Origin of the sequence: Roseovarius sp. MMSF_3350 (assembly GCF_030733425.1) — a bacterium.
GTDB lineage: Bacteria > Pseudomonadota > Alphaproteobacteria > Rhodobacterales > Rhodobacteraceae > Roseovarius.
In genome coordinates, this window is the sequence record NZ_JASHIZ010000008.1 from 163690 (window position 1) to 181093 (window position 17404).

20 protein-coding genes and 1 pseudogene are annotated in these 17404 nt (G+C 66.2%); 12 read left to right on the forward strand and 9 right to left on the reverse strand.

Annotated features, from left to right (window positions below):
- Positions 1 to 4 precede the first annotated feature (4 nt).
- The 5 genes from RBB31_RS10005 to RBB31_RS10025 are packed head-to-tail and all read left to right on the forward strand — an operon-like array spanning position 5 to position 3793.
- Positions 5 to 925, forward strand: a complete 921-nt coding sequence (locus RBB31_RS10005) for an ABC transporter substrate-binding protein (protein WP_306129137.1) — start codon at positions 5 to 7, stop codon at positions 923 to 925.
- Positions 926 to 1672: an ABC transporter permease gene (locus tag RBB31_RS10010; protein ID WP_306129138.1), complete on the forward strand. Its 747-nt coding sequence runs from the start codon at positions 926 to 928 to the stop codon at positions 1670 to 1672.
- Entirely contained in the window at positions 1669 to 2289 is a 621-nt protein-coding gene (locus tag RBB31_RS10015; protein WP_306129139.1) for an ABC transporter ATP-binding protein, read from the forward strand. The genes RBB31_RS10010 and RBB31_RS10015 overlap by 4 nt, the downstream gene beginning before the upstream one ends.
- Positions 2286 to 3005, forward strand: coding sequence for an ABC transporter ATP-binding protein (locus RBB31_RS10020; protein ID WP_306129140.1), 720 nt, complete (start codon positions 2286 to 2288; stop codon positions 3003 to 3005). Before RBB31_RS10015 ends, RBB31_RS10020 begins: the two co-directional genes overlap by 4 nt.
- Positions 3002 to 3793: an ABC transporter permease gene (locus RBB31_RS10025; protein WP_306129141.1), complete on the forward strand. Its 792-nt coding sequence runs from the start codon at positions 3002 to 3004 to the stop codon at positions 3791 to 3793. The genes RBB31_RS10020 and RBB31_RS10025 overlap by 4 nt, the downstream gene beginning before the upstream one ends.
- A gap of 6 nt (positions 3794 to 3799) precedes the next feature.
- Here RBB31_RS10025 and RBB31_RS10030 read toward each other — a convergent pair whose 3' ends face one another.
- A complete protein-coding gene (locus RBB31_RS10030) occupies positions 3800 to 4003 on the reverse strand; it encodes a hypothetical protein (protein ID WP_222450869.1) in 204 nt (67 codons plus the stop codon).
- A gap of 168 nt (positions 4004 to 4171) precedes the next feature.
- On the opposite strand from RBB31_RS10030, the gene RBB31_RS10035 reads away from it, so the two are divergent.
- The 7 genes from RBB31_RS10035 to pqqE all read left to right on the forward strand — a co-directional run bounded on the left by RBB31_RS10035 (position 4172) and on the right by pqqE (position 9710).
- Positions 4172 to 5740, forward strand: a complete 1569-nt coding sequence (locus tag RBB31_RS10035; protein WP_306129142.1) for a HAMP domain-containing sensor histidine kinase — start codon at positions 4172 to 4174, stop codon at positions 5738 to 5740.
- 47 nt (positions 5741 to 5787) lie between these two features.
- Positions 5788 to 6474: a response regulator transcription factor gene (locus RBB31_RS10040; RefSeq protein WP_306129143.1), complete on the forward strand. Its 687-nt coding sequence runs from the start codon at positions 5788 to 5790 to the stop codon at positions 6472 to 6474.
- Between the two features lie 86 nt (positions 6475 to 6560).
- Positions 6561 to 6659: a pyrroloquinoline quinone precursor peptide PqqA gene (pqqA, locus tag RBB31_RS10045; protein WP_057796095.1), complete on the forward strand. Its 99-nt coding sequence runs from the start codon at positions 6561 to 6563 to the stop codon at positions 6657 to 6659.
- A 27-nt stretch (positions 6660 to 6686) separates the two neighbouring features.
- Positions 6687 to 7583: a pyrroloquinoline quinone biosynthesis protein PqqB gene (gene pqqB / locus RBB31_RS10050; RefSeq protein ID WP_306129144.1), complete on the forward strand. Its 897-nt coding sequence runs from the start codon at positions 6687 to 6689 to the stop codon at positions 7581 to 7583.
- A complete protein-coding gene (gene pqqC / locus RBB31_RS10055; protein ID WP_306129145.1) occupies positions 7580 to 8329 on the forward strand; it encodes a pyrroloquinoline-quinone synthase PqqC in 750 nt (249 codons plus the stop codon). Before pqqB ends, pqqC begins: the two co-directional genes overlap by 4 nt.
- On the forward strand, positions 8329 to 8604 hold the full coding sequence (pqqD, locus tag RBB31_RS10060) for a pyrroloquinoline quinone biosynthesis peptide chaperone PqqD (RefSeq protein ID WP_306129146.1): 276 nt from the start codon (positions 8329 to 8331) through the stop codon (positions 8602 to 8604). Before pqqC ends, pqqD begins: the two co-directional genes overlap by 1 nt.
- Positions 8601 to 9710: a pyrroloquinoline quinone biosynthesis protein PqqE gene (gene pqqE, locus RBB31_RS10065; RefSeq protein ID WP_306129147.1), complete on the forward strand. Its 1110-nt coding sequence runs from the start codon at positions 8601 to 8603 to the stop codon at positions 9708 to 9710. The genes pqqD and pqqE overlap by 4 nt, the downstream gene beginning before the upstream one ends.
- Before the next feature lie 7 nt (positions 9711 to 9717).
- On the opposite strand, the gene RBB31_RS10070 is transcribed toward pqqE, so the two are convergent.
- The 8 genes and pseudogenes from RBB31_RS10070 to RBB31_RS10105 all read right to left on the reverse strand — a co-directional run.
- Complete coding sequence (locus RBB31_RS10070; protein ID WP_306129168.1) at positions 9718 to 10044, reverse strand: hypothetical protein; 327 nt, start codon at positions 10042 to 10044, stop codon at positions 9718 to 9720.
- 116 nt (positions 10045 to 10160) lie between these two features.
- Positions 10161 to 10835, reverse strand: coding sequence for a hypothetical protein (locus tag RBB31_RS10075; RefSeq protein ID WP_306129148.1), 675 nt, complete (start codon positions 10833 to 10835; stop codon positions 10161 to 10163).
- 15 nt (positions 10836 to 10850) lie between these two features.
- Positions 10851 to 13145 (reverse strand): ATP-binding protein, encoded by a 2295-nt coding sequence (locus RBB31_RS10080; protein WP_306129149.1) that lies wholly within the window; start codon positions 13143 to 13145, stop codon positions 10851 to 10853.
- Positions 13145 to 14296 (reverse strand): FIST N-terminal domain-containing protein, encoded by a 1152-nt coding sequence (locus RBB31_RS10085; RefSeq protein ID WP_306129150.1) that lies wholly within the window; start codon positions 14294 to 14296, stop codon positions 13145 to 13147. Before RBB31_RS10085 ends, RBB31_RS10080 begins: the two co-directional genes overlap by 1 nt.
- 10 nt (positions 14297 to 14306) lie before the next feature.
- Positions 14307 to 15020 (reverse strand): response regulator transcription factor, encoded by a 714-nt coding sequence (locus RBB31_RS10090; RefSeq protein ID WP_306129151.1) that lies wholly within the window; start codon positions 15018 to 15020, stop codon positions 14307 to 14309.
- Between the two features lie 224 nt (positions 15021 to 15244).
- On the reverse strand, positions 15245 to 16408 hold the full coding sequence (locus RBB31_RS10095; RefSeq protein WP_306129152.1) for a hypothetical protein: 1164 nt from the start codon (positions 16406 to 16408) through the stop codon (positions 15245 to 15247).
- A 137-nt stretch (positions 16409 to 16545) separates the two neighbouring features.
- The gene (locus RBB31_RS10100) at positions 16546 to 17220 is read right to left on the reverse strand and encodes a hypothetical protein (RefSeq protein WP_306129153.1); all 675 of its coding nucleotides are present in this window, start codon (positions 17218 to 17220) and stop codon (positions 16546 to 16548) included.
- Positions 17217 to 17404, reverse strand: a pseudogene (locus tag RBB31_RS10105) (VWA domain-containing protein); the annotation flags it as partial. The pseudogene RBB31_RS10105 and the gene RBB31_RS10100, both read right to left, overlap by 4 nt.

Genomic DNA, 17404 nt, shown 5'->3' on the forward strand with positions numbered 1-17404 from the left:
CAGCATGGCGGCCTACGCCCAAGAGCCCCCAACGATCCGCGCCGCGACTCTCAAGATCGGCACCGTCAACTGGGAGCTTCAGACCATCGTCGATGAAGGCCTCGACGCAAAACACGGCTTCACCCTCGAAATCCAGCCCTATGCCGACAACAGCGCCACACGAATCGCCGTCGAAGGGGGCGAGGCCGACATGGCCGTCGCCGACTGGATCTGGGTCGCCCGCCAGCGCGCCGCAGGCAAGCCTTACGTCTTCCTCCCCTACTCCCGCGCCGTCGGCGGCGTGGTTGTTCCCGCCGACTCCACCGCCGACACGCTGGCCGACCTTTCGGGCCAGAAACTCGGCATCGCAGGCGGCCCGCTCGACAAATCCTGGCTCATTCTGCGCGCCTACGCGCAGCAGGCGCACGACCTCGATCTGGAGGCGGAAACAGAACAGGTCTTCGGCGCCCCACCCCTCATCTTCCGTACCGCCCTTGACGGCGGCCTCGCGGGGGCCATCAATTACTGGCATTACCTCGCCAAGATGAAGGCCGCCGGGATGCGCGAACTGATTTCCGTCGAGACCGCAGCCCGCGAGCTGGGTCTCGACCCCGAAACGCCCCTGCTGGGCTACTACTTCAAGGAAGAGTTCCTGTCCGAGAACCCCGACCTCGCCCAGTCCTTCTTCGAGGCGAGCCGCGAGGCCAAGGCCCTGCTCATGTCATCCGACGAGATCTGGCGCGACCTGCGCCCGATGATGGACGCCGACAGCGACGCGGAATTCGAGCAACTGCGCACCGACTGGATCGCCGGCATCCCGGCCCGCAAACCCATCGACACCGACGCCGCCCAGGCCTTTCTCAGCCTGATGCACGACCTCGGCGGCGCCGACCTGGTGGGGCAGGCCGACACACTCCCCGACGGCCTGTTTGCTGACGTCCAGTAAATGCAGACCAAGCTGACGCCGCTTCTCTCCATCGTGGGACTTCTCGCCCTTTGGGTCATGGCGTCAACGCTCAAGGCCGACCCCCAGGTCCTGCCCACCCCGTGGGCCCTCGCGCCCCTCTTCGCCCAGGAAATCGCCAGCGGCGAGCTTTGGACCCACCTCTCCGCCACCCTCCTGCGCGTGCTCTGGGCCTTCTGCCTCGCCATGACGCTGGGCGGGATCATCGGTCTCGCCATGGGCCGCTACCCCGCGCTCAACCGCTGGCTCGATCCGTGGCTGGTGATCTTCCTCAACCTGCCGGCACTGGTGCTGATCGTGCTCTGCTATCTCTGGATCGGCCTGACCGAGGCCGCCGCCATCGCCGCCGTCACGCTCAACAAGGTGCCCAACGTCGCCATCGTCATCCGCGAAGGCGCCCGTGCGCTGGACCCGCAGCTTGACGCATTGGCCCGCGTCTACCGCATGTCCGGCTGGACCCGCCTGCGCCACGTGATCCTGCCCCAACTCGGCCCCTTCATCGCCGCCGCCGCGCGGGGCGGCGTGGCCGTCATCTGGAAGATCGTCCTCGTGGTCGAATTTCTCGGCCGTTCCTCCGGCATCGGCTTCCAGATCCACCTCTATTTCCAGCTTTTCGACGTCGCCATGGTGCTGGTCTACGCCTTTTCCTTCATCACCGTGATGCTTCTGGTGGAATGGGCGCTCTTGCAACCGTGGGAACGCCACGCAACCCGGTGGCGCCGCGCATGATCACAGTCTCGATCACTGAAAAACGCTTCGGCGCCGACCGCGTGCTTGGCCCCATCGCTTTCGACATCGCGCAGGGCGAAACCGTCGCCCTCGTCGGCCCCTCCGGCATCGGCAAGTCCACCCTCCTGCGGCTGGTCTCGGGCATCGACACCAATTATGCAGGCCGCATCGACCGTCCCGACGCCATCGCCATGGTCTTCCAGGAACCCACCCTGTTGCCCTGGCGCTCCGCCCTCGACAACCTCACGCTCCTGCATCCGGGCCTGCCCCGCGACCGCGCCCTCGCCGCGCTCGAAGAGGTCGGCCTCACCGGCAAGGAGACGCTCTTCCCCGGCCAGCTCTCCCTCGGCCAGCAGCGCCGCCTCGCCCTCGCCCGCGCCTTCGCGGGCCAGCCCGACCTGCTCATCATGGACGAACCTTTCGTCTCGCTCGACGCCGCCGCCGCCGACCGGATGCTGACCCTCACCGAGCAACTCATCGCCCGCCACCAGCCCGCGACCCTGTTCGTGACCCACGACATGGCCGAGGCGACACGGCTTGCACACCGGACCCTGACACTGGAAACTGGGCCAAACGGCGCGCAACTTGCCGGAACGACAAAGGACCAGACCACGTGACCACAGGCCTGACCGTCAACGACCTCAGCTTCAACTACGGCGCCAAACAGGCGCTGGACGACGTGACCTTTGACGTCGTCCCCGGCACTTTCTGCGCCCTTCTCGGCCCCAACGGCGCCGGCAAATCCACGCTCATCGCCCTGCTGACCCGCCTGCTGGTGGCCCCCCAGGGCGAAATCTCTGTCGCCGGCCACGACATGCGCCGCGAACCCCGCAAGGCTCTGGGCAAGCTAGGCGTCGTCTTCCAGCAATCCACGCTCGACCTCAACCTCTCGGTCCGCCAGAACCTCGCCTATTTCGCCGCCCTGCAGGGCCTGCCGAAATCCGAGATCCCCGGCCGCATCGACGCCGCCCTCGACCAGCTCGACATGCGCCACCGCGCCGACGAAAAGGCCCGCGACCTCAACGGCGGTCATCGCCGCCGCACCGAACTCGCGCGGTCCCTCATCCACGCCCCGCACGTCCTGCTGCTGGACGAGCCTACCGTGGGTCTCGACGCCGCGTCGCGGCAAGGCATCACCGACCACGTTCACGAACTCACGAAAACCGGCCTCTGCGTCCTCTGGACCACCCACCTCACGGACGAGGTGCGCGATGGCGACGCGCTCGTCGTCCTGCACAAGGGACAGATCATCCACCGCGGCACCGCCGGGGCCGCCCGCGGCGATCAGAGCCTGTCGGACTGGTTCCTGTCGCGCACGGGGGAGGTCGCATGACCGGCACCTTCCGCGTCGCCAAGGCGATCATCGCCCGCGAATTCTTGCGCTTCGTGCATCAGCGCGAGCGCTTCATCGCCGCGCTCGTCCGCCCGCTCGTCTGGCTCCTGATCTTCGCCGCAGGCTTCCGCGCCGCCCTCGGCCTGTCGATCATCCCGCCCTACCAGACCTACATCACCTACGAGACCTACATAGTGCCGGGCCTCTGCGCGATGGTGCTCCTCTTCAACGGCATGCAATCCTCGCTCAGCCTCGTCTACGACCGGGAAATGGGCTCGATGCGCCTTCTGCTGACCAGCCCCTTCCCGCGCTGGTGGCTGCTGATCTGCCGCCTGTTCGGCGCCACGATCATCTCGGTGCTGCAGGTCTACACCTTCCTCGCCATCGCCGCCGCGTTCGGCATCACCATGCCCACATGGGGCTACCTCGCCGTCCTGCCCAGCCTGATCCTCGGCGGGCTGATGCTCGGCGGTCTCGGGCTGGTCCTGTCGAGCTTCATCAAGCAGTTGGAAAACTTCGCGGGCGTGATGAACTTCGTCATCTTCCCGATGTTCTTCATGTCCTCGGCCCTCTACCCCTTGTGGAAGATGGCCGAAAGCTCACCGCTCCTGCGCGACATCTGCGCGCTCAACCCTTTCACCTACGCGGTCGAGTTGATCCGCTTCTCGCTCTACCTGCAGATCAACTGGACCGCGCTCGCCTGGGTCTTGGGCAGCACGCTGGTTTTCTGCGCACTGGCCATCTGGGGCTACGACCCCGCCCGCGGCCTGATGAAGCGCAAGACCTGAGGCCGCTCAGATGTCGAACTCGGTATCGTTCACCGTCCGGCAGCGCCAGCTCAGGACCCGCTCGTTGGGGTGGGTCGATACCCATCGCGCCAGTTCCGGCTGCGCCCCGGCAAGGCATTGCATCGGCGTCACGTCGGTAAAGACAAGACTGCGTTCACGGCATTGGGTGGGATCTGTCGCCAGGCAGGCGACGAACAGGAGCTCTATCATATCCGTTCCTTACGCGTTGCGTTGGTCCTCGCTCCCGTGCCGTCGTTTATCCAACAGCAAACCCCTGAAGAAAAGCGTAACCGCACCGTGCGCACCGCGTCACGCCAGAAATTGTGCGAAAGAATGCGGCACTTCACCGCGATTGCCCAATCCTAGGGCGGTCTCGTCATGTCGCTGAAGTCTTTGCTCGGTCTCGGCGCCCTCGCCCTTGGCGTCGGCACATGGGTCACCGCGCTGATCCTCTGGCTGGGTCTTCTCGCCGTCTCCGACCGGCTGGATGCCACCCTCAAGGCCGAGCAGCGCATGTCGGGCTATGCCGGCCTCTCGACCCAGGCCGCCACCTTCCTCGTCGTCGCGACAGAGGCCGTGCAGCGCGAGATGCCCGCCGACACCCGCGCCGAGCGGCTGGAGCCCGTGGTCGAAAATCTCCGCACGTCCTTCGTGCGTCTGCAACAGAACGTCGCCCAGGCCGTGCAGGAGGCCGAGGATCTCGGCATCGAGGCCCAGTCCCGCTTTGGTACCCAATCCCTCGGCCTCGCCCGGATGGAGGCGCTCCTGACCAGCACCATGCGCGGCCTCTCGAGCGACGACATCGACCGCCCCCGCCTGCAAGCCCATATCGACAGCTTCGCCACCGGCTTCGATCCGCTTCTCAGCCAGGCCGTGCAGACCGAACAGCTCTTTCGCAACGCCATCCGGGCCGACATCGTCAGCCTGCGACAGAGACTGACGCTGGCCGCCATCGGCATCGCGGTGGCTGCCATTGTGATGGTGTTGGCCTTCTATTTCGGCCTCATTCGCCCGCAATTCGCCCGGCTGGACCGCCTGCGCGACGCGGCGCAGAAGATCGGGCAGGAAGACTTCGCCATCGACCTGCCCGAAACCCGCCGCGACGAGATCGGCGGGCTGTATGCCGAGACCAACCGCATGGCCCACGCGCTCGCCGCCCGCAAATCGGCGGTCGAACAGGACCGCGCGCAACTCAACAGCATCATCTCCGCCCGGACCGAGGAGCTGCGCGCCGCGAATGAAACCCTGGCCGAGATCGACGAGAACCGCCGCCGCTTCTTCGCCGACATTAGCCACGAGCTGCGTACGCCGCTGACCGTCATCCTGATGGAGGCCCAGATCGGCCGGGCGGCGGGCGGACCCGATGCCGACGCCTTCGCCACGATCGAGGCCCGCGCCGCCCGTCTCAACCGCCGCATCGACGACCTTCTGCGCGTCGCCCGCTCCGACAGCGGACAACTGGCGCTCGATCAGGCGACGGTCGCCTTGCCCGACCTCATGACCGAAGTGCACGAAGAAGTCCGCGCCGAGGCCGACAACGCTGGCATGACCCTGACCCTGTCCGAGATCCCTGACGTCACCCTTACCTGCGACCGCAACTGGATACGTCAGGTGCTGGTGGGCCTCGTGCGCAACGCCATCCGCCACGCCCGCGATGGTGGACAGGTCCGCCTGGACGCATGTTCGGAGGGCCAGGCCGCCGAAATCGCCGTCATCGACAACGGACCCGGCATCGCGCCCGAGGAACAGCCCGACATCTTCGAACGCTTCGCGCAATCGGGCAGCGCCTCGGCCCAGGGGTTCGGCATCGGGCTGGCGCTCGCCCGCTGGGTGGTCGAGACCCATGACGGCACCATCACCCTCGAAAGCCCCGTTCCCCCCGCCGACGCCCTGGGCGCCGCACCCGGGACAAAGATCGCGGTTCGCCTTTCCCTTTCAACCGGCTAAAACGACGCTATTCTCAGCGCCGCAGCCGTGAAAGAGACCGCACCGCCATGACCCGCCTCCTGATCGTCGACGACGACCCGGAAATCACCTCCGCCCTGGCGCGGGGGCTGGGGTTGCATGGCTATGAGGCCGAGACGGTCAACCGCTATGATCACGCGCTTGAAATGCTGCGCGCCGAGACCTTCTCGGGCGCCATCATCGACGTCATGCTGGGCGCCGACAGTGGCCTCGACCTCGTGCGCCGTGCCCGCGAAAACGGCGCCACCCTGCCCATCCTGATGCTCTCGGCGCTGTCGGACGTGGAACACCGCACCGCCGGGCTCGAGGCTGGGGCCGACGATTACGTGGTCAAACCCTTCAGCTTCGACGAACTGGTGGCCCGCCTGCGCGTCCAGGAGCGTCGCGCGACCTCGCAGCGCCCGCAGCCCGCCACACTGACCCGCGAGCGCGTCCTGCAAACCGACACCGCCCGCGTGTCCCTGACCGAGCGCGAGGACGACCTTCTGCGCCTTCTCATCACCCATGACGGCACGCCTTTGCCCCGCGGCGATATCTTCGATGCGCTCTGGCAGGCCGAAGGTTCGGGTAACGAAAACGTGGTGGACGTCTATATCGGCTATCTGCGCAAAAAACTGCGCGACGCCGATTTCTGCTTCGAGATCAAGACTGTACGTAATCAGGGCTTCATCATAGATGGTCTCGCCCCGCGGCTCGACCCCGGGAACCGGGACTAAAGTCTAAGCGTTTCAAAGAAAATAAGAGTCGCAATGAAGCGGCCGAGTTGTCATCTTTCTAGTGTCATTCAAAGGAGGATACCATCATGGCATGGGCAAAACCGATCATCCGCGAAATCGAATGCGGCATGGAAATCAACATGTACGGACCTGACTTCGACGAAGAGCGCGAAGTCCTGATCTAAGACGGCTTGCGCGCGGGAGGATACTTGATGTCATTCCGCGCGCAAATTCTCGGCGCTGCTGCCGGGGGCGGCCTGCCCCAGTGGAACTGCGGTTGTGACAACTGCAATCTTGCACGTTCAGGCGATATACCCTCACAAACGCAATCGTCCCTCGCCGTCACTGGCAACGGGTTCGATTGGGCGATCCTGAACGCATCGCCCGACATACGGGACCAGTTGGCCAACACGCCTGCCCTTTACCCCACGGACCTGCGCAAGCTGCCGCTGACTTCCGTACTGGTGACCAATGGCGATATCGACCATGTGGCCGGCCTCCTTACCTTGCGTGAAATGCAACCTTTCACGCTGTTCGCCACCAAGGGCATTCACGAGGTTCTGGCCGCCAACCCCATCTTCGACGCGCTGAACGCACAAGTGGTGACCCGCCGCAACATCGCCCTCGACGAGCCTTTCGAACTGGCCCCCGACCTGACCGCGACGCTTTTCGCTGTTCCCGGCAAGGTGCCGCTCTACATGGAGGGCGAGACGGTGGAAACCGACCTGATGGGCGAACAGACCGTGGGCGTGATGCTGGAAAACGGCGATACCACGGCCTTCTACATTCCCGGCTGCGCCCGGCTGAACGACGACCTGCGGGAGCGCCTTCAGGGTGCCGACATGCTCTTTTTCGACGGCACGCTCTGGCGTGACGATGAAATGGTCCGCGCCGGGCTGGGCCAGAAGACCGGCAAGCGCATGGGCCACATGTCCATGTCCGGCCCCGACGGCTCCATCGCCGCTTTCGAGGGGCTCGATATCGGCAAGAAGGTCTTCGTGCACATGAACAACACTAACCCGGTGCTGCGCCCCGACTCGACGGAAAAGGCCGAGGCACAAGCAGCGGGCTGGATCATCGGACAGGACGGAATGGAGATCACCCCATGACGCAAAGCCGCGAAGAATTCGAATCCCGCCTGCGCAAGATCGGCGCCGAGCGGTACCACGACCTGCACCCGTTCCACGACCGCCTGCATGGCGGCGACTGCACGCCCGACCAGGTCCGCGCCTGGGTTCTGAACCGCTACTATTACCAGCACACCATCCCGATGAAGGACGCCGCCTTTATGAGCCGCGTCGAGGATCCCGACCTGCGCCGCGCCTGGCGGTCGCGCATCGAGGACCACGACGGCACTGCAGAGAACGAAGGCGGCATCAAGCGCTGGCTGCGGCTGGCCGAGGCCGTGGGCCTGGACCCGACCTATGTCGCCTCCCGCGAGGGCGTCCTGCCCGCCACCAAATTCGCCTGCGATGCCTATGTCCGCTTCGTCCGCGACAAGACGCTCCTGGAGGCCGTCGCCTCCTCCCTTACCGAGCTTTTCGCGCCCAAGATCCACGCCAACCGGATCGAGGGCCTGTTGAAAAACTACGACTTCGCCGACGACAGCTCGCTCAGCTATTTCAAGACCCGACTGAAAGAAGCGCCCAAGGACGTCGCCTTCGGCCTCGCCTGGGTGCTCGACCACGCCGATACGCAGGAAAAACAGGACGCGGCCGCGAACGCCCTGATCTTCAAGACAGATGTGCTCTGGTCCCAGCTCGACGCCCTCTGGAGCGCTTATGTGGAACCCGCCCGCATCCCGCCCGGCGGCTGGCAACCGGGCGAAGGGCTGCTGCTCGAAAGGGCCTCGTGATGATCGCCACCGACATTCCCTCCCTGCCGCGCGGCGTGCGCCTGCATTTCGACAAGGTACGTGACACCTGGGTCCTTCTGGCCCCCGAACGCGCCATCACCCTCGACCAGATCGGCCACGCCATCCTGACCGAGGTCGACGGCCGACGCAGCTTCGGCGAGATCACGCAGGCCCTGTCGGACAAGTACAACGCCCCGGTCGAGCAGATCACCGAGGACAGCAGCGGCTTCCTTACGGCCCTGCGCGACCGCCGGTTCCTGGACGTGACCCAATGACCATACCCGCCCCCATCGCCATGCTCGCCGAGCTGACACACCGCTGTCCGCTCTCCTGCCCCTATTGTTCCAACCCCGTGGAACTGGCCCGGCAGGACTCTGAGCTGGACACCGAAACCTGGGTCCGCGTCTTTGACGAGGCGGCAAGGCTCGGCGTGCTGCAACTCCACCTCTCGGGCGGCGAGCCTGCCTCCCGCCGGGATCTCGTCCCGCTCGTGCAGGCCGCCCGCGACGCGGGGCTCTACACCAACCTCATCACCTCCGGCATCGGCCTGACCGAGCGCCGGCTGAAGGAATTGGACGAGGCCGGCCTCGACCACATTCAATTGTCCCTGCAGGGCACCACGCCCGAAATGGCCGACGAGATCGGCGGCTATAACGGAGGCTACAAGCGCAAGATGCAGGTGGCCGAGTGGATCGGCCAGATCGGCTTTCCGCTCACGCTCAACGCCGTCCTGCACCGGCGCAACCTGCACCAGCTGCCCCGCGCCATCGAGATGGCACAGGAAATGGGCGCCCGCCGGATCGAGGTGGCCACCGTGCAATTCCACGGCTGGGCCCTCAAGAACCTCGACACCCTCATGCCCACCCGCGAACAAGCGCGCGAGGCCACCCGCATCGTCGCCGAATCCCGTGCCGCCCTGAAGGGCAGGCTGGTGATCGACTACGTGCCCGCGGATTATCACGACGATTACCCCAAGCGCTGCATGGGCGGCTGGGGCAGCACCGGCCTCAACGTCGCCCCCGACGGGCAGGTTCTGCCCTGCCACGCCGCGCAGTCCATCCCGCATCTGGAGTTCGAGACGGTGCGGGACAAGCCGCTCGACGAGATCTGGTACAACAGCGCTGCCTTCAACGCCTATCGCGGCACCGACTGGATGCAGGAGCCCTGCAAGTCCTGCGAGCGCAAGATGGTGGATTTCGGCGGCTGCCGGTGCCAGGCCATGGCCATCGTCGGCGACCCCGCCGCGACCGACCCCGTGTGCATCAAGTCACCCCACCACGGCGCGCTGCAGACAAAGGCGGACACCCACGCGTCCAACACCGAGGCGCCGCTGGTCTACCGCACCATGCCCGGCAAGAAAGAGGTCGAGCCGACCAGCTGAGGTTTGTTCAGAAACAGACGATCTCGGCTTCCGCCTGCGCCCGGCGCAGTTCCGCCACCAGGTTCGCCGCGGCGGCCGAGCTGTTGAACACCGCCATACGCTCGCCGCCCACCCGGCGCATCGACAGCACCGTTTCGGCCTCCAGGTATTCCTCGTAGGACAGGATCTGCGCCACCTCGTCCACCGAGCACGAGCATTTCTGCAGCATCTCGCGCGTGGTGCCGTTGGTGGACATGCAGGCAAACACGTAATCCGCCCGCGCCGCCGTCGGAAAATCGTTCAGTCGCTCGGCGGCGGTCTGCCCAATGGCCAGCCCCGGTGCCGCGATCATCATCGCAACCAACGCACGCCCCACGCCGCCCCGGCCCCCGAGCCGGGGCCTCTCGGCCTTCGCGCGCAGAGGTCCCGGGTCAAGCCCGGGACGGGGGGGACCGAACTCAAGCGGCTGTCTCATTGCGTCGCCTCCTCCAGCGTCTCGAATGTCAGTTCCGAGCGATAGCCCTCGCCACCCTCCGGCCCCGGCGCCTCGGCCAGCAGGTTCAGATACCATCCCGGCACGTCCTCGGACATCGTCACCGTCAGCTTCAGGTCACCGAAACCGCGCATCTGGGCGCGGTTGGGGTCCTCGGCAAAGGGTTGCATCGTCACGGTCTGGGTCTCGATGGTTTCACCGTCATACTCGGCCTTGCCAATCGTCACCTCGTTGGGCTGCACCAGCGCCTCCTTCACCCGGTTGCGGATGTAGAACTTGCTGCCGCCCGCGCTCTCGGCCATATCGCGCACGGTGGACTCGTAGAAGAACATGATCATCGGGTTGCCCACGCTGGCCGGAAACTGGCCCAGCTTGCGGTACTTCTCGCCCTGCCGCAGTTCCAGCACCGCCATCGGGCTCTCGCCCTCGCCCACCGTCAGCGCCACCTTGCCGGAATCGCGCTCTGCCGCGTCGGGCGCCAGCGCGTTGCTGACTTCCCGCTCATAGACCAGCGACTGATCGCGCGACACGCTGTCCAGCGTGCCGTTCTTGAACAAAAGATCATAGGTTTCCTGCCCGTCGAGCGGGGCGGCCATCGCCGTTGCACAGCTCAGCGCGACCCCGATCACGGCGCTCGTCAGACGCGTCATCATGCTCAAATCTCCTCCCTATTCGGACCAGACACTATAGGCTCCGGCGACGCTGTCACCGGCCACTTTCGTATCACCCTGCCCATCGGCACCGCCTTGCTGACCGATCTTCCACGCCATCAGCGGCCGCAGACGGTTCAGCTTCACCGGCTTGTAGATCACCGAGATGTCATAAGTCAGCCCCGCCGCCCGCACCCTGGGGCTGCGATCGGCGGTGATCAGGATCGCCGGCACGTGCGCCCCGGTCAGCTTGCGCACCTTCGCTATGCCGTCCACGCCGGTCTCGTCATTGTCCAGCGTGTAATCGGCCAGAATGATATCGGGCGCCATGCCCATGTCCTCGACACAGGTCAGCGCCTCGTCGATCGACCGGCAGGCCAGCACGTCGGCCCCCCATTGTTCCAGCCGCTTGGTGGTGCCGAAAAGAACATCCTCGTCATTCTCGATCAGAAGAACGATCTGGTTTTCCAGCAGGTCATCGGCATTCGACGCAAGGCTCAGCGGTTCGTTGACCGCCGGCGCATCCGCGACCGTCTCCAACTCGATCCGAAACACCGACCCAACGCCGGGCTTCGACTTCACCGACAGCTTGTGCCCCAGCAGCCGACAGGCCCGTTCCACCACCGACAGGCCCAGGCCGACGCCCGCGGCCAGCTTCTCGCCATCGGCGCGGGCGAACTCCTCGAACACCCGCTGCTGATCGCGCTTGGGGATGCCGATGCCGGTATCCCAGACCTCCAGCACCACGCGCCCCTCGCGGCGGCGGCACCCGACCAGAACGCGCCCCCCCGGCTGGGTGTACTGGATGGCGTTCACTACCAGGTTCTGGATCGACCGCAACAGGTAGACCGGGTCGGACCGCACCAGCACCGAACAGGGCACCATCTTCAGGCGCACGTTCTTCTGCTCGGCCACAAGGCTCTGGTCGGCATGGATGCTGTTCATCATCGCCGTCAGGTTCACCACCAGCGGCGACACCGTGTCGGGCGCCGCACTTTCCAGCCGCGAAATATCCAAGAGCAAGTGCAGCAACTGCTCGGTCGACCGGAACGAGCCTTCCAGCCGCTCCACCATGCCATGCATGTCGGTGCCGCGCGACGTCTCCAGCAGGGTCGAGATCAACAGCTTGGCGGCATTGATAGGCTGCAACAGGTCGTGGCTTGCGGCGGCCAGGAAACGCGTCTTCGACGACACCGCCTTCTCCGCCTTGTCCTTGGCGTCGCGCAAGGCCTCCTCGACGCGCGCCTTTTTCTCGTACTCCTCGGTCAGCTTCTCGTTGGCGCGGGTCAGCTCGGCGGTGCGCTCCATCACCCGGCGTTCCAGCGTCTCGGTCGCGCGTGCTTCCAGCGTCACGTCCTCGACCTCCACGAGGTAGCCGCTGTCGGGCATCTCGTGCATGTGCAGCTCCAGCACACGCTCGGGCCCCAGCCGTACGCGCTGGCGGAACGCGCCTTCGGTCACCAGCTTGCGATAGATCGCCTCGATATTGACGGCGCCCCCCTCGACAGCCAGCCCGTTGGCGAAAAGATACTCCACCAGCGCCGTCACCGGCTCACCTTCCGCAACATAGGACGCGGGCAGGCCCAGCAATTCGCGGAACTGACCGTTATGCATCAGAACCTTGCCCCGCGACGAGAACGTGCACACCCCAGAGGTCAGCGTCTGGAACACCGCCTTCAGGTAATCCTCCTGCCGGTCGATCAGGCTTTCCTTCTCCGACCGGTTGCGCCGCACGAAATCGGTGATCTCGGTCAACAGCAGCACCACGTTGTCGCCCGAGGTGTGCTGCGCGCTCAGCTGGAACCAGCGGTCGTCGGCCATCTCGATCATGACCGAGGTGATCACCCCTTCGTCGCGTCGCTTCTCCAGCGTGGCGGGCAGCGTGGCCAGGTTGCGGTCGGCCGAGCGGAAGAACTTGCTCGACACCAGCCGCGCAAAGAACCGCCCGATCGACAGCCCGGTGTCGATCTTGTTCGAGATATCCGGGAACAGCTGCAAAAACAGGTGGTTGCACAGCTCCAGCTTGCCGTCGATGAACAGGGCAAAGCCGCCCTCCATCGACGACAGCGCCGCCACCAGGCTCTTGCGCATCCGCTCCTGCTCGCCGCGGACCGTCTCCAGCTCCGACACCGCGCGCGCCAGGTCGCGGCCCTGCGCCTGCATCTTCTCCTGCAACTCGATCGCCGATTGGAAGGCGCGAAACGCCGACGGGCGCACATCGTCCTGCCGGTTGGCCCTCCGCATCAGCGCGTCGATGATCCGCGCCTGCCGTTCGACCTGTATGTCCAGCGGATCGTCGGGATTCACCAGCATCAGTTCAGCACCCGCGCCTCGGGCCTGAAGAACGCCACGCCCACGAAGGTCTGGTTCATGTGCAGGCCCGATTTCTGCTCGCCATAGGTGTTGAATCCGATCACCCGATGGGTGCGCAGAATGTCCGAAACCTCTTGGGTCAGCTGCTTGTGCTCGAACTCCAGCCGCCGCAGGAAACAGTCGAACCCAAGGATGAAATCCGGCGGCTGCCCCGCCGCGTCGCGCGTCGACAACCCTTCGTGCAGAGCATCAAGGCTGCCCTGCGCGCGGCCCAGCGTCAGGATCAGCCCGTCGTCGATCGCCGCCAGCAGCGACAGCGCGCCGCCCGGCTTGGTGTCGCTGATCGCGCGAGCGTAATGCGTCAGGTTGTGGCGCAGCATCATCGGGTTCTCCGCGAACACCTCCGGGCTCAGCGCCTCGGGCGGGCAGCCCACCAGCCGCGCGTATTCCTCCGCCGCCGGCGCCCCGTTGATCTCGTAGACCAGCCGCTCCTCGGGGTCGGCCGAGGTGATGACGATCTGAGCCCCCTCGGGCTGGAAATGGTCAAAGGCCACGCCCTGGAACTGCAGGTCGGTCTCGATCAGCAACAGCACGGCGGCCCCGGAATGCGCCTTTCCGTCATGCAGCACGAACGTCCGCTCGAACTTCAGCCCGTCCGCCGCCGATCCGCCGAAGATCGGCACGTCGCCCAGCACCGCATCAAGGGTCGAAACCAGCAGATCCTCCTGTTTCGACAACCCGTCCGCCACGATCAGCGCGAACCGGTTCCAGCCCGCCGTGTGCCGGAACCGCTCGGCCTGTTTCTGCGCCTCGGCGGCAAAGGCGGTGGCGTGATCCGGGCACAGGTCCCGGAACAGCATCGACGCGCAGCGGAAATTGCGCCGCGGGAACCCAAGCAGCAGCAGAGCCTGGTCGTCATAGCCGTCGGTGGTGATCTGCCCCGCCGAGCTGCACCCGAAGACCGGTACGCCCCGGAACGCCCCGGACAACAGCGCGCTGGTCTCATCGACATCCAGGCAACCGGGCAGGATCGCGAACACGAAACACAGGCCCTTGCCCGCCATTCCCGCCGCCGCTTCGGCAACGGCGGTGGCGGGGTCCTCGGCCCGGGATTCCCCGATGATCACGAATTCAGGGGGAGAGGATTTCACGCGCCTGCGCCTAGTGCTGCAGGAAAGCGCGCGCCTCGGGTTCGGCATGGCGCGCCATCACCGACTCCACGAACACCACCGCCTGGGTCCGGTTGCGCACGTCCAGCCGCCGCAACAGCGCGGTGATGTGCGCTTTTACCGTCGCCTCCGCCAGCGACAGTTCATAGGCGATCTGCTTGTTGGGCTTGCCCGCGCAGATCAGCTTCAGGATGTTGACCTGCTGCGGCGTCAGGATGCTCAGCTCCGGCGTGGTCTTGAACAGGTCGTCCTGGCCCTCGCCGGCCTCGGCATTGACGTATTCGGCGGGAATATAGCGCCGCCCTGCAGTGATCTCGGACACCGCGAATTGCAGCGTCTTGGCCGAGGCGTCCTTTTGCAAAAATCCCATCGCGCCCGACCGCAACAGCGTGTGCACCAACTCGCTCGACGCCAGCGACGAGATCACCAGCACCCGCGCTTCCGGCAGCCGCTCACGCAACTTCTCGAATCCCGACACGCCGGTCACGTCCGGCAGCTTGAGGTCGAACATTACCAGATCGGGGAGAAATCCTTCGTCCAGCAGATCGAAACAGGCCTTCAGGCTGCCCGCCTTGCGAATGTCGCATTCCGGAAATCCCAACGTCAGCGCCGTCTCCAGCGCGTCGCTGTAAAGCGGATGGTCGTCCACGATCATCACCGACGACACAGGCTGCGCGTTTGCGCAATTGTCTCTTGCTGCCAACATGCCGGTCCTCCCAAAGAGAAAAGTAGCATCAAATCGAGAATGATCAACCATTTGGCTCCGACAGGGGCGGACCGGCGACAGACAGCCTAACGCCCCGCCAACCGCGTGCCCGGCACAGGTTTTCGGAAATCCTCCGGATCCTGCCCCTGCAAGCCCTTGCGACACAGCGTTTTCTGCGCCGCGCCAACGTCGCCCCGGGGCGCAGCCGGCTGGCCGTCACGTTCTCAGCGCGCGAACCGCGTCAAATCGCCCGGCTCGCCGGTGCCCGCGAAGATCGCCCGGTCAAGCTCCGCCAGCCGCGCGCGGTAGGTCTCGGCGCCCCGGCCGGCCTGCGACAGCGCCACCAGCGCCTGCCGCATCTCCCCGACCCGCCCGGCGCGCGCCGCCCGGCGCAGCGCGCGCCGCTTGGGATGCAATGCCGGCACCCAGTCCGAAACCCTGGGCAGCCCCGACCACGACCGTCCCCTCAGCCCCAGCATCAGCGCCGCGACGAATACCGCCAGCGCCGCGCCCAGCGCAGGACCGCCCGGCAATACCGCTTCGGCAGGCTCGGGCCCGGTGGCGGCCTGTGCATCGGCCCCACTTCTCGGCAGCCGCGCGCCATAGGCCACCCGCTGCGCATCGATCTCCACCGTCCGGGTTTCGCGCGTCGTGGTGTCGAAATAGTCAAAGCTCAGCGGCTCGACGACCGCCGACACATCGTTGCCCGGCCGAACCGTCCAGCGCCAGAAGGCGATCGTCTTCGGCCCTTCCGGCGTCAACTGGATCAGCCGCTTTTCGGGATGCGCAAAGATCATGCCGGAAGGCGAGTTCAGCTCCGGCATCGGCGGGATCATCTCGGGCGTCGCGCCCAGCGCCTCGACGCGGATCACCCGCAACACACCCTCTCCCGGCACCAGCTGGTCGGGCGCGTTCGACCACGTGTCCGACACTTCCAGCCGCCGCACCGGAAACCACCAACCACTGCCCTCCGGCGCCGCCGCCACCTCGATCGTCAGCGGCTCCGACGCGACCTCGTGCTCGAACCAATCGTCGCCCTCGTCCGTCAGCGTCAGCCGGTGGCGAAACGCCCCGATGGTCAGGGTTCCCGGCCGCTCCGGATAGACCGCCATGCGCCGGATGAAGACCTTGACCTTGCGCCCGTCCATCCGCTCCTCACGCCAGGTGTCGGGCCCCAGCTGCGACCAGTTGAAGCCCTCCAGTTCCGGCTGGACCAGCATCTCGCGGGTGATATAGCGCCGATAGGTGCCACGGATGGTCAGCAGCACCATTTCCCGCGTGAAGGGTGTCGCCTGCCGTTCCTCCACGCTGACCTCCAAGGCCAACTCACCGGGATGCACCTCGCGCGTCTGTCCGAACGCCATCGCCGGCATCAGAAGCACGAGCATCGCAAGCGCCAACACTCCGACCGCAAACACACGCCCCCGCCGTCCCGGACTTGATCCGGGACCTTTCGCCTTCTCCCGCGACAGGCCCCGGCTCGAGGGCCGGGGCGGACCCGCGGCGGGCGTCTCACAAGCAATCGTCATCCCGGATCCTCCGCCTCGGGCGGCGCGAGGCCCAGGTTCCTGCGCCGCTTGTGCTCCTGCAATATCCGCTCGGACATGAACTCCCCCGGCACGTCCTCCAACTGTAACAGCCAGCGGTCGTCGGCCACCATGAAATAGTCCTTGAACACCCGCCGCACCCCCAGTTTGCCACGGCCTTCCAGCTCTGCCATGCCCAGTGCCGCGCCGGTGTTGCTCACCCCGTCCCCGGTCGACGCCGCCCGCGCGTCGCCCTCTCCCACCTCGGCCTTTGCCGTGGGACCGCGCTTGCGGTCGGGCAGCAGGTCAAGCGCCTCGGGGTCGATCGCCAGCCCCGCGTAATAGGCCGCAACCACATCGAAATTCGCCCGCGCCCGCGGATCGCCGGCCGCGATGGCCAGGTCATAGGCCTCCAGCGCGCCTGCATACTCCCCCGCGAACACCAGCGCATTGCCACGGTTATAGTCCTGCCCCGCCGCCGCGAAGGCCTCTGCCGCCGCGTCGTACGCGCCGGCCCGGAACCGCGCCACGCCCTGCCAGTCCGGCGCCTCGAACACCGCCGCCGCCCATCCCGGCAGCCCCACCGCCAACAGAACGCGCCCCACCGACGCCGCGCCGCCCAGGGCCAGCCCCGCCAGCAGGAACACCGCCGTTATCAACGCCAGCCCCCTCATGCGACCTGCCTTCGGAACATCAGCAGCATCGGCACCGCGGCCAGCAACAGCAGATACCGGCCCATGTCGCTCCAGAAGATCAGCGGATAATCCTGCCGCTCCAGCCTTGCGCTCATGTCCTGCCCCAGCCAATCCGCCAGCGCCTCCGCATCGTTCAGGCCAAAGACCCGCCCGCCTCCCGCCC

What these genes read in the sequence shown, in the direction of transcription:
- RBB31_RS10005 (WP_306129137.1), top strand. Translation starts at nt 5, where the DNA reads ATGGCGGCCTACGCCCAAGAGCCCCCAACGATCCGCGCCGCGACTCTC.
- RBB31_RS10010 (WP_306129138.1), top strand. Translation starts at nt 926, where the DNA reads ATGCAGACCAAGCTGACGCCGCTTCTCTCCATCGTGGGACTTCTCGCC.
- RBB31_RS10015 (WP_306129139.1), top strand. Translation starts at nt 1,669, where the DNA reads ATGATCACAGTCTCGATCACTGAAAAACGCTTCGGCGCCGACCGCGTG.
- RBB31_RS10025 (WP_306129141.1), top strand. Translation starts at nt 3,002, where the DNA reads ATGACCGGCACCTTCCGCGTCGCCAAGGCGATCATCGCCCGCGAATTC.
- RBB31_RS10030 (WP_222450869.1), bottom strand. Translation starts at nt 4,003, where the DNA reads ATGATAGAGCTCCTGTTCGTCGCCTGCCTGGCGACAGATCCCACCCAA.
- RBB31_RS10035 (WP_306129142.1), top strand. Translation starts at nt 4,172, where the DNA reads ATGTCGCTGAAGTCTTTGCTCGGTCTCGGCGCCCTCGCCCTTGGCGTC.
- RBB31_RS10040 (WP_306129143.1), top strand. Translation starts at nt 5,788, where the DNA reads ATGACCCGCCTCCTGATCGTCGACGACGACCCGGAAATCACCTCCGCC.
- pqqA (WP_057796095.1), top strand. Translation starts at nt 6,561, where the DNA reads ATGGCATGGGCAAAACCGATCATCCGCGAAATCGAATGCGGCATGGAA.
- pqqB (WP_306129144.1), top strand. Translation starts at nt 6,687, where the DNA reads ATGTCATTCCGCGCGCAAATTCTCGGCGCTGCTGCCGGGGGCGGCCTG.
- pqqC (WP_306129145.1), top strand. Translation starts at nt 7,580, where the DNA reads ATGACGCAAAGCCGCGAAGAATTCGAATCCCGCCTGCGCAAGATCGGC.
- pqqD (WP_306129146.1), top strand. Translation starts at nt 8,329, where the DNA reads ATGATCGCCACCGACATTCCCTCCCTGCCGCGCGGCGTGCGCCTGCAT.
- pqqE (WP_306129147.1), top strand. Translation starts at nt 8,601, where the DNA reads ATGACCATACCCGCCCCCATCGCCATGCTCGCCGAGCTGACACACCGC.
- RBB31_RS10070 (WP_306129168.1), bottom strand. Translation starts at nt 10,044, where the DNA reads ATGATGATCGCGGCACCGGGGCTGGCCATTGGGCAGACCGCCGCCGAG.
- RBB31_RS10075 (WP_306129148.1), bottom strand. Translation starts at nt 10,835, where the DNA reads ATGATGACGCGTCTGACGAGCGCCGTGATCGGGGTCGCGCTGAGCTGT.
- RBB31_RS10080 (WP_306129149.1), bottom strand. Translation starts at nt 13,145, where the DNA reads ATGCTGGTGAATCCCGACGATCCGCTGGACATACAGGTCGAACGGCAG.
- RBB31_RS10090 (WP_306129151.1), bottom strand. Translation starts at nt 15,020, where the DNA reads ATGTTGGCAGCAAGAGACAATTGCGCAAACGCGCAGCCTGTGTCGTCG.
- RBB31_RS10095 (WP_306129152.1), bottom strand. Translation starts at nt 16,408, where the DNA reads ATGCTCGTGCTTCTGATGCCGGCGATGGCGTTCGGACAGACGCGCGAG.
- RBB31_RS10100 (WP_306129153.1), bottom strand. Translation starts at nt 17,220, where the DNA reads ATGAGGGGGCTGGCGTTGATAACGGCGGTGTTCCTGCTGGCGGGGCTG.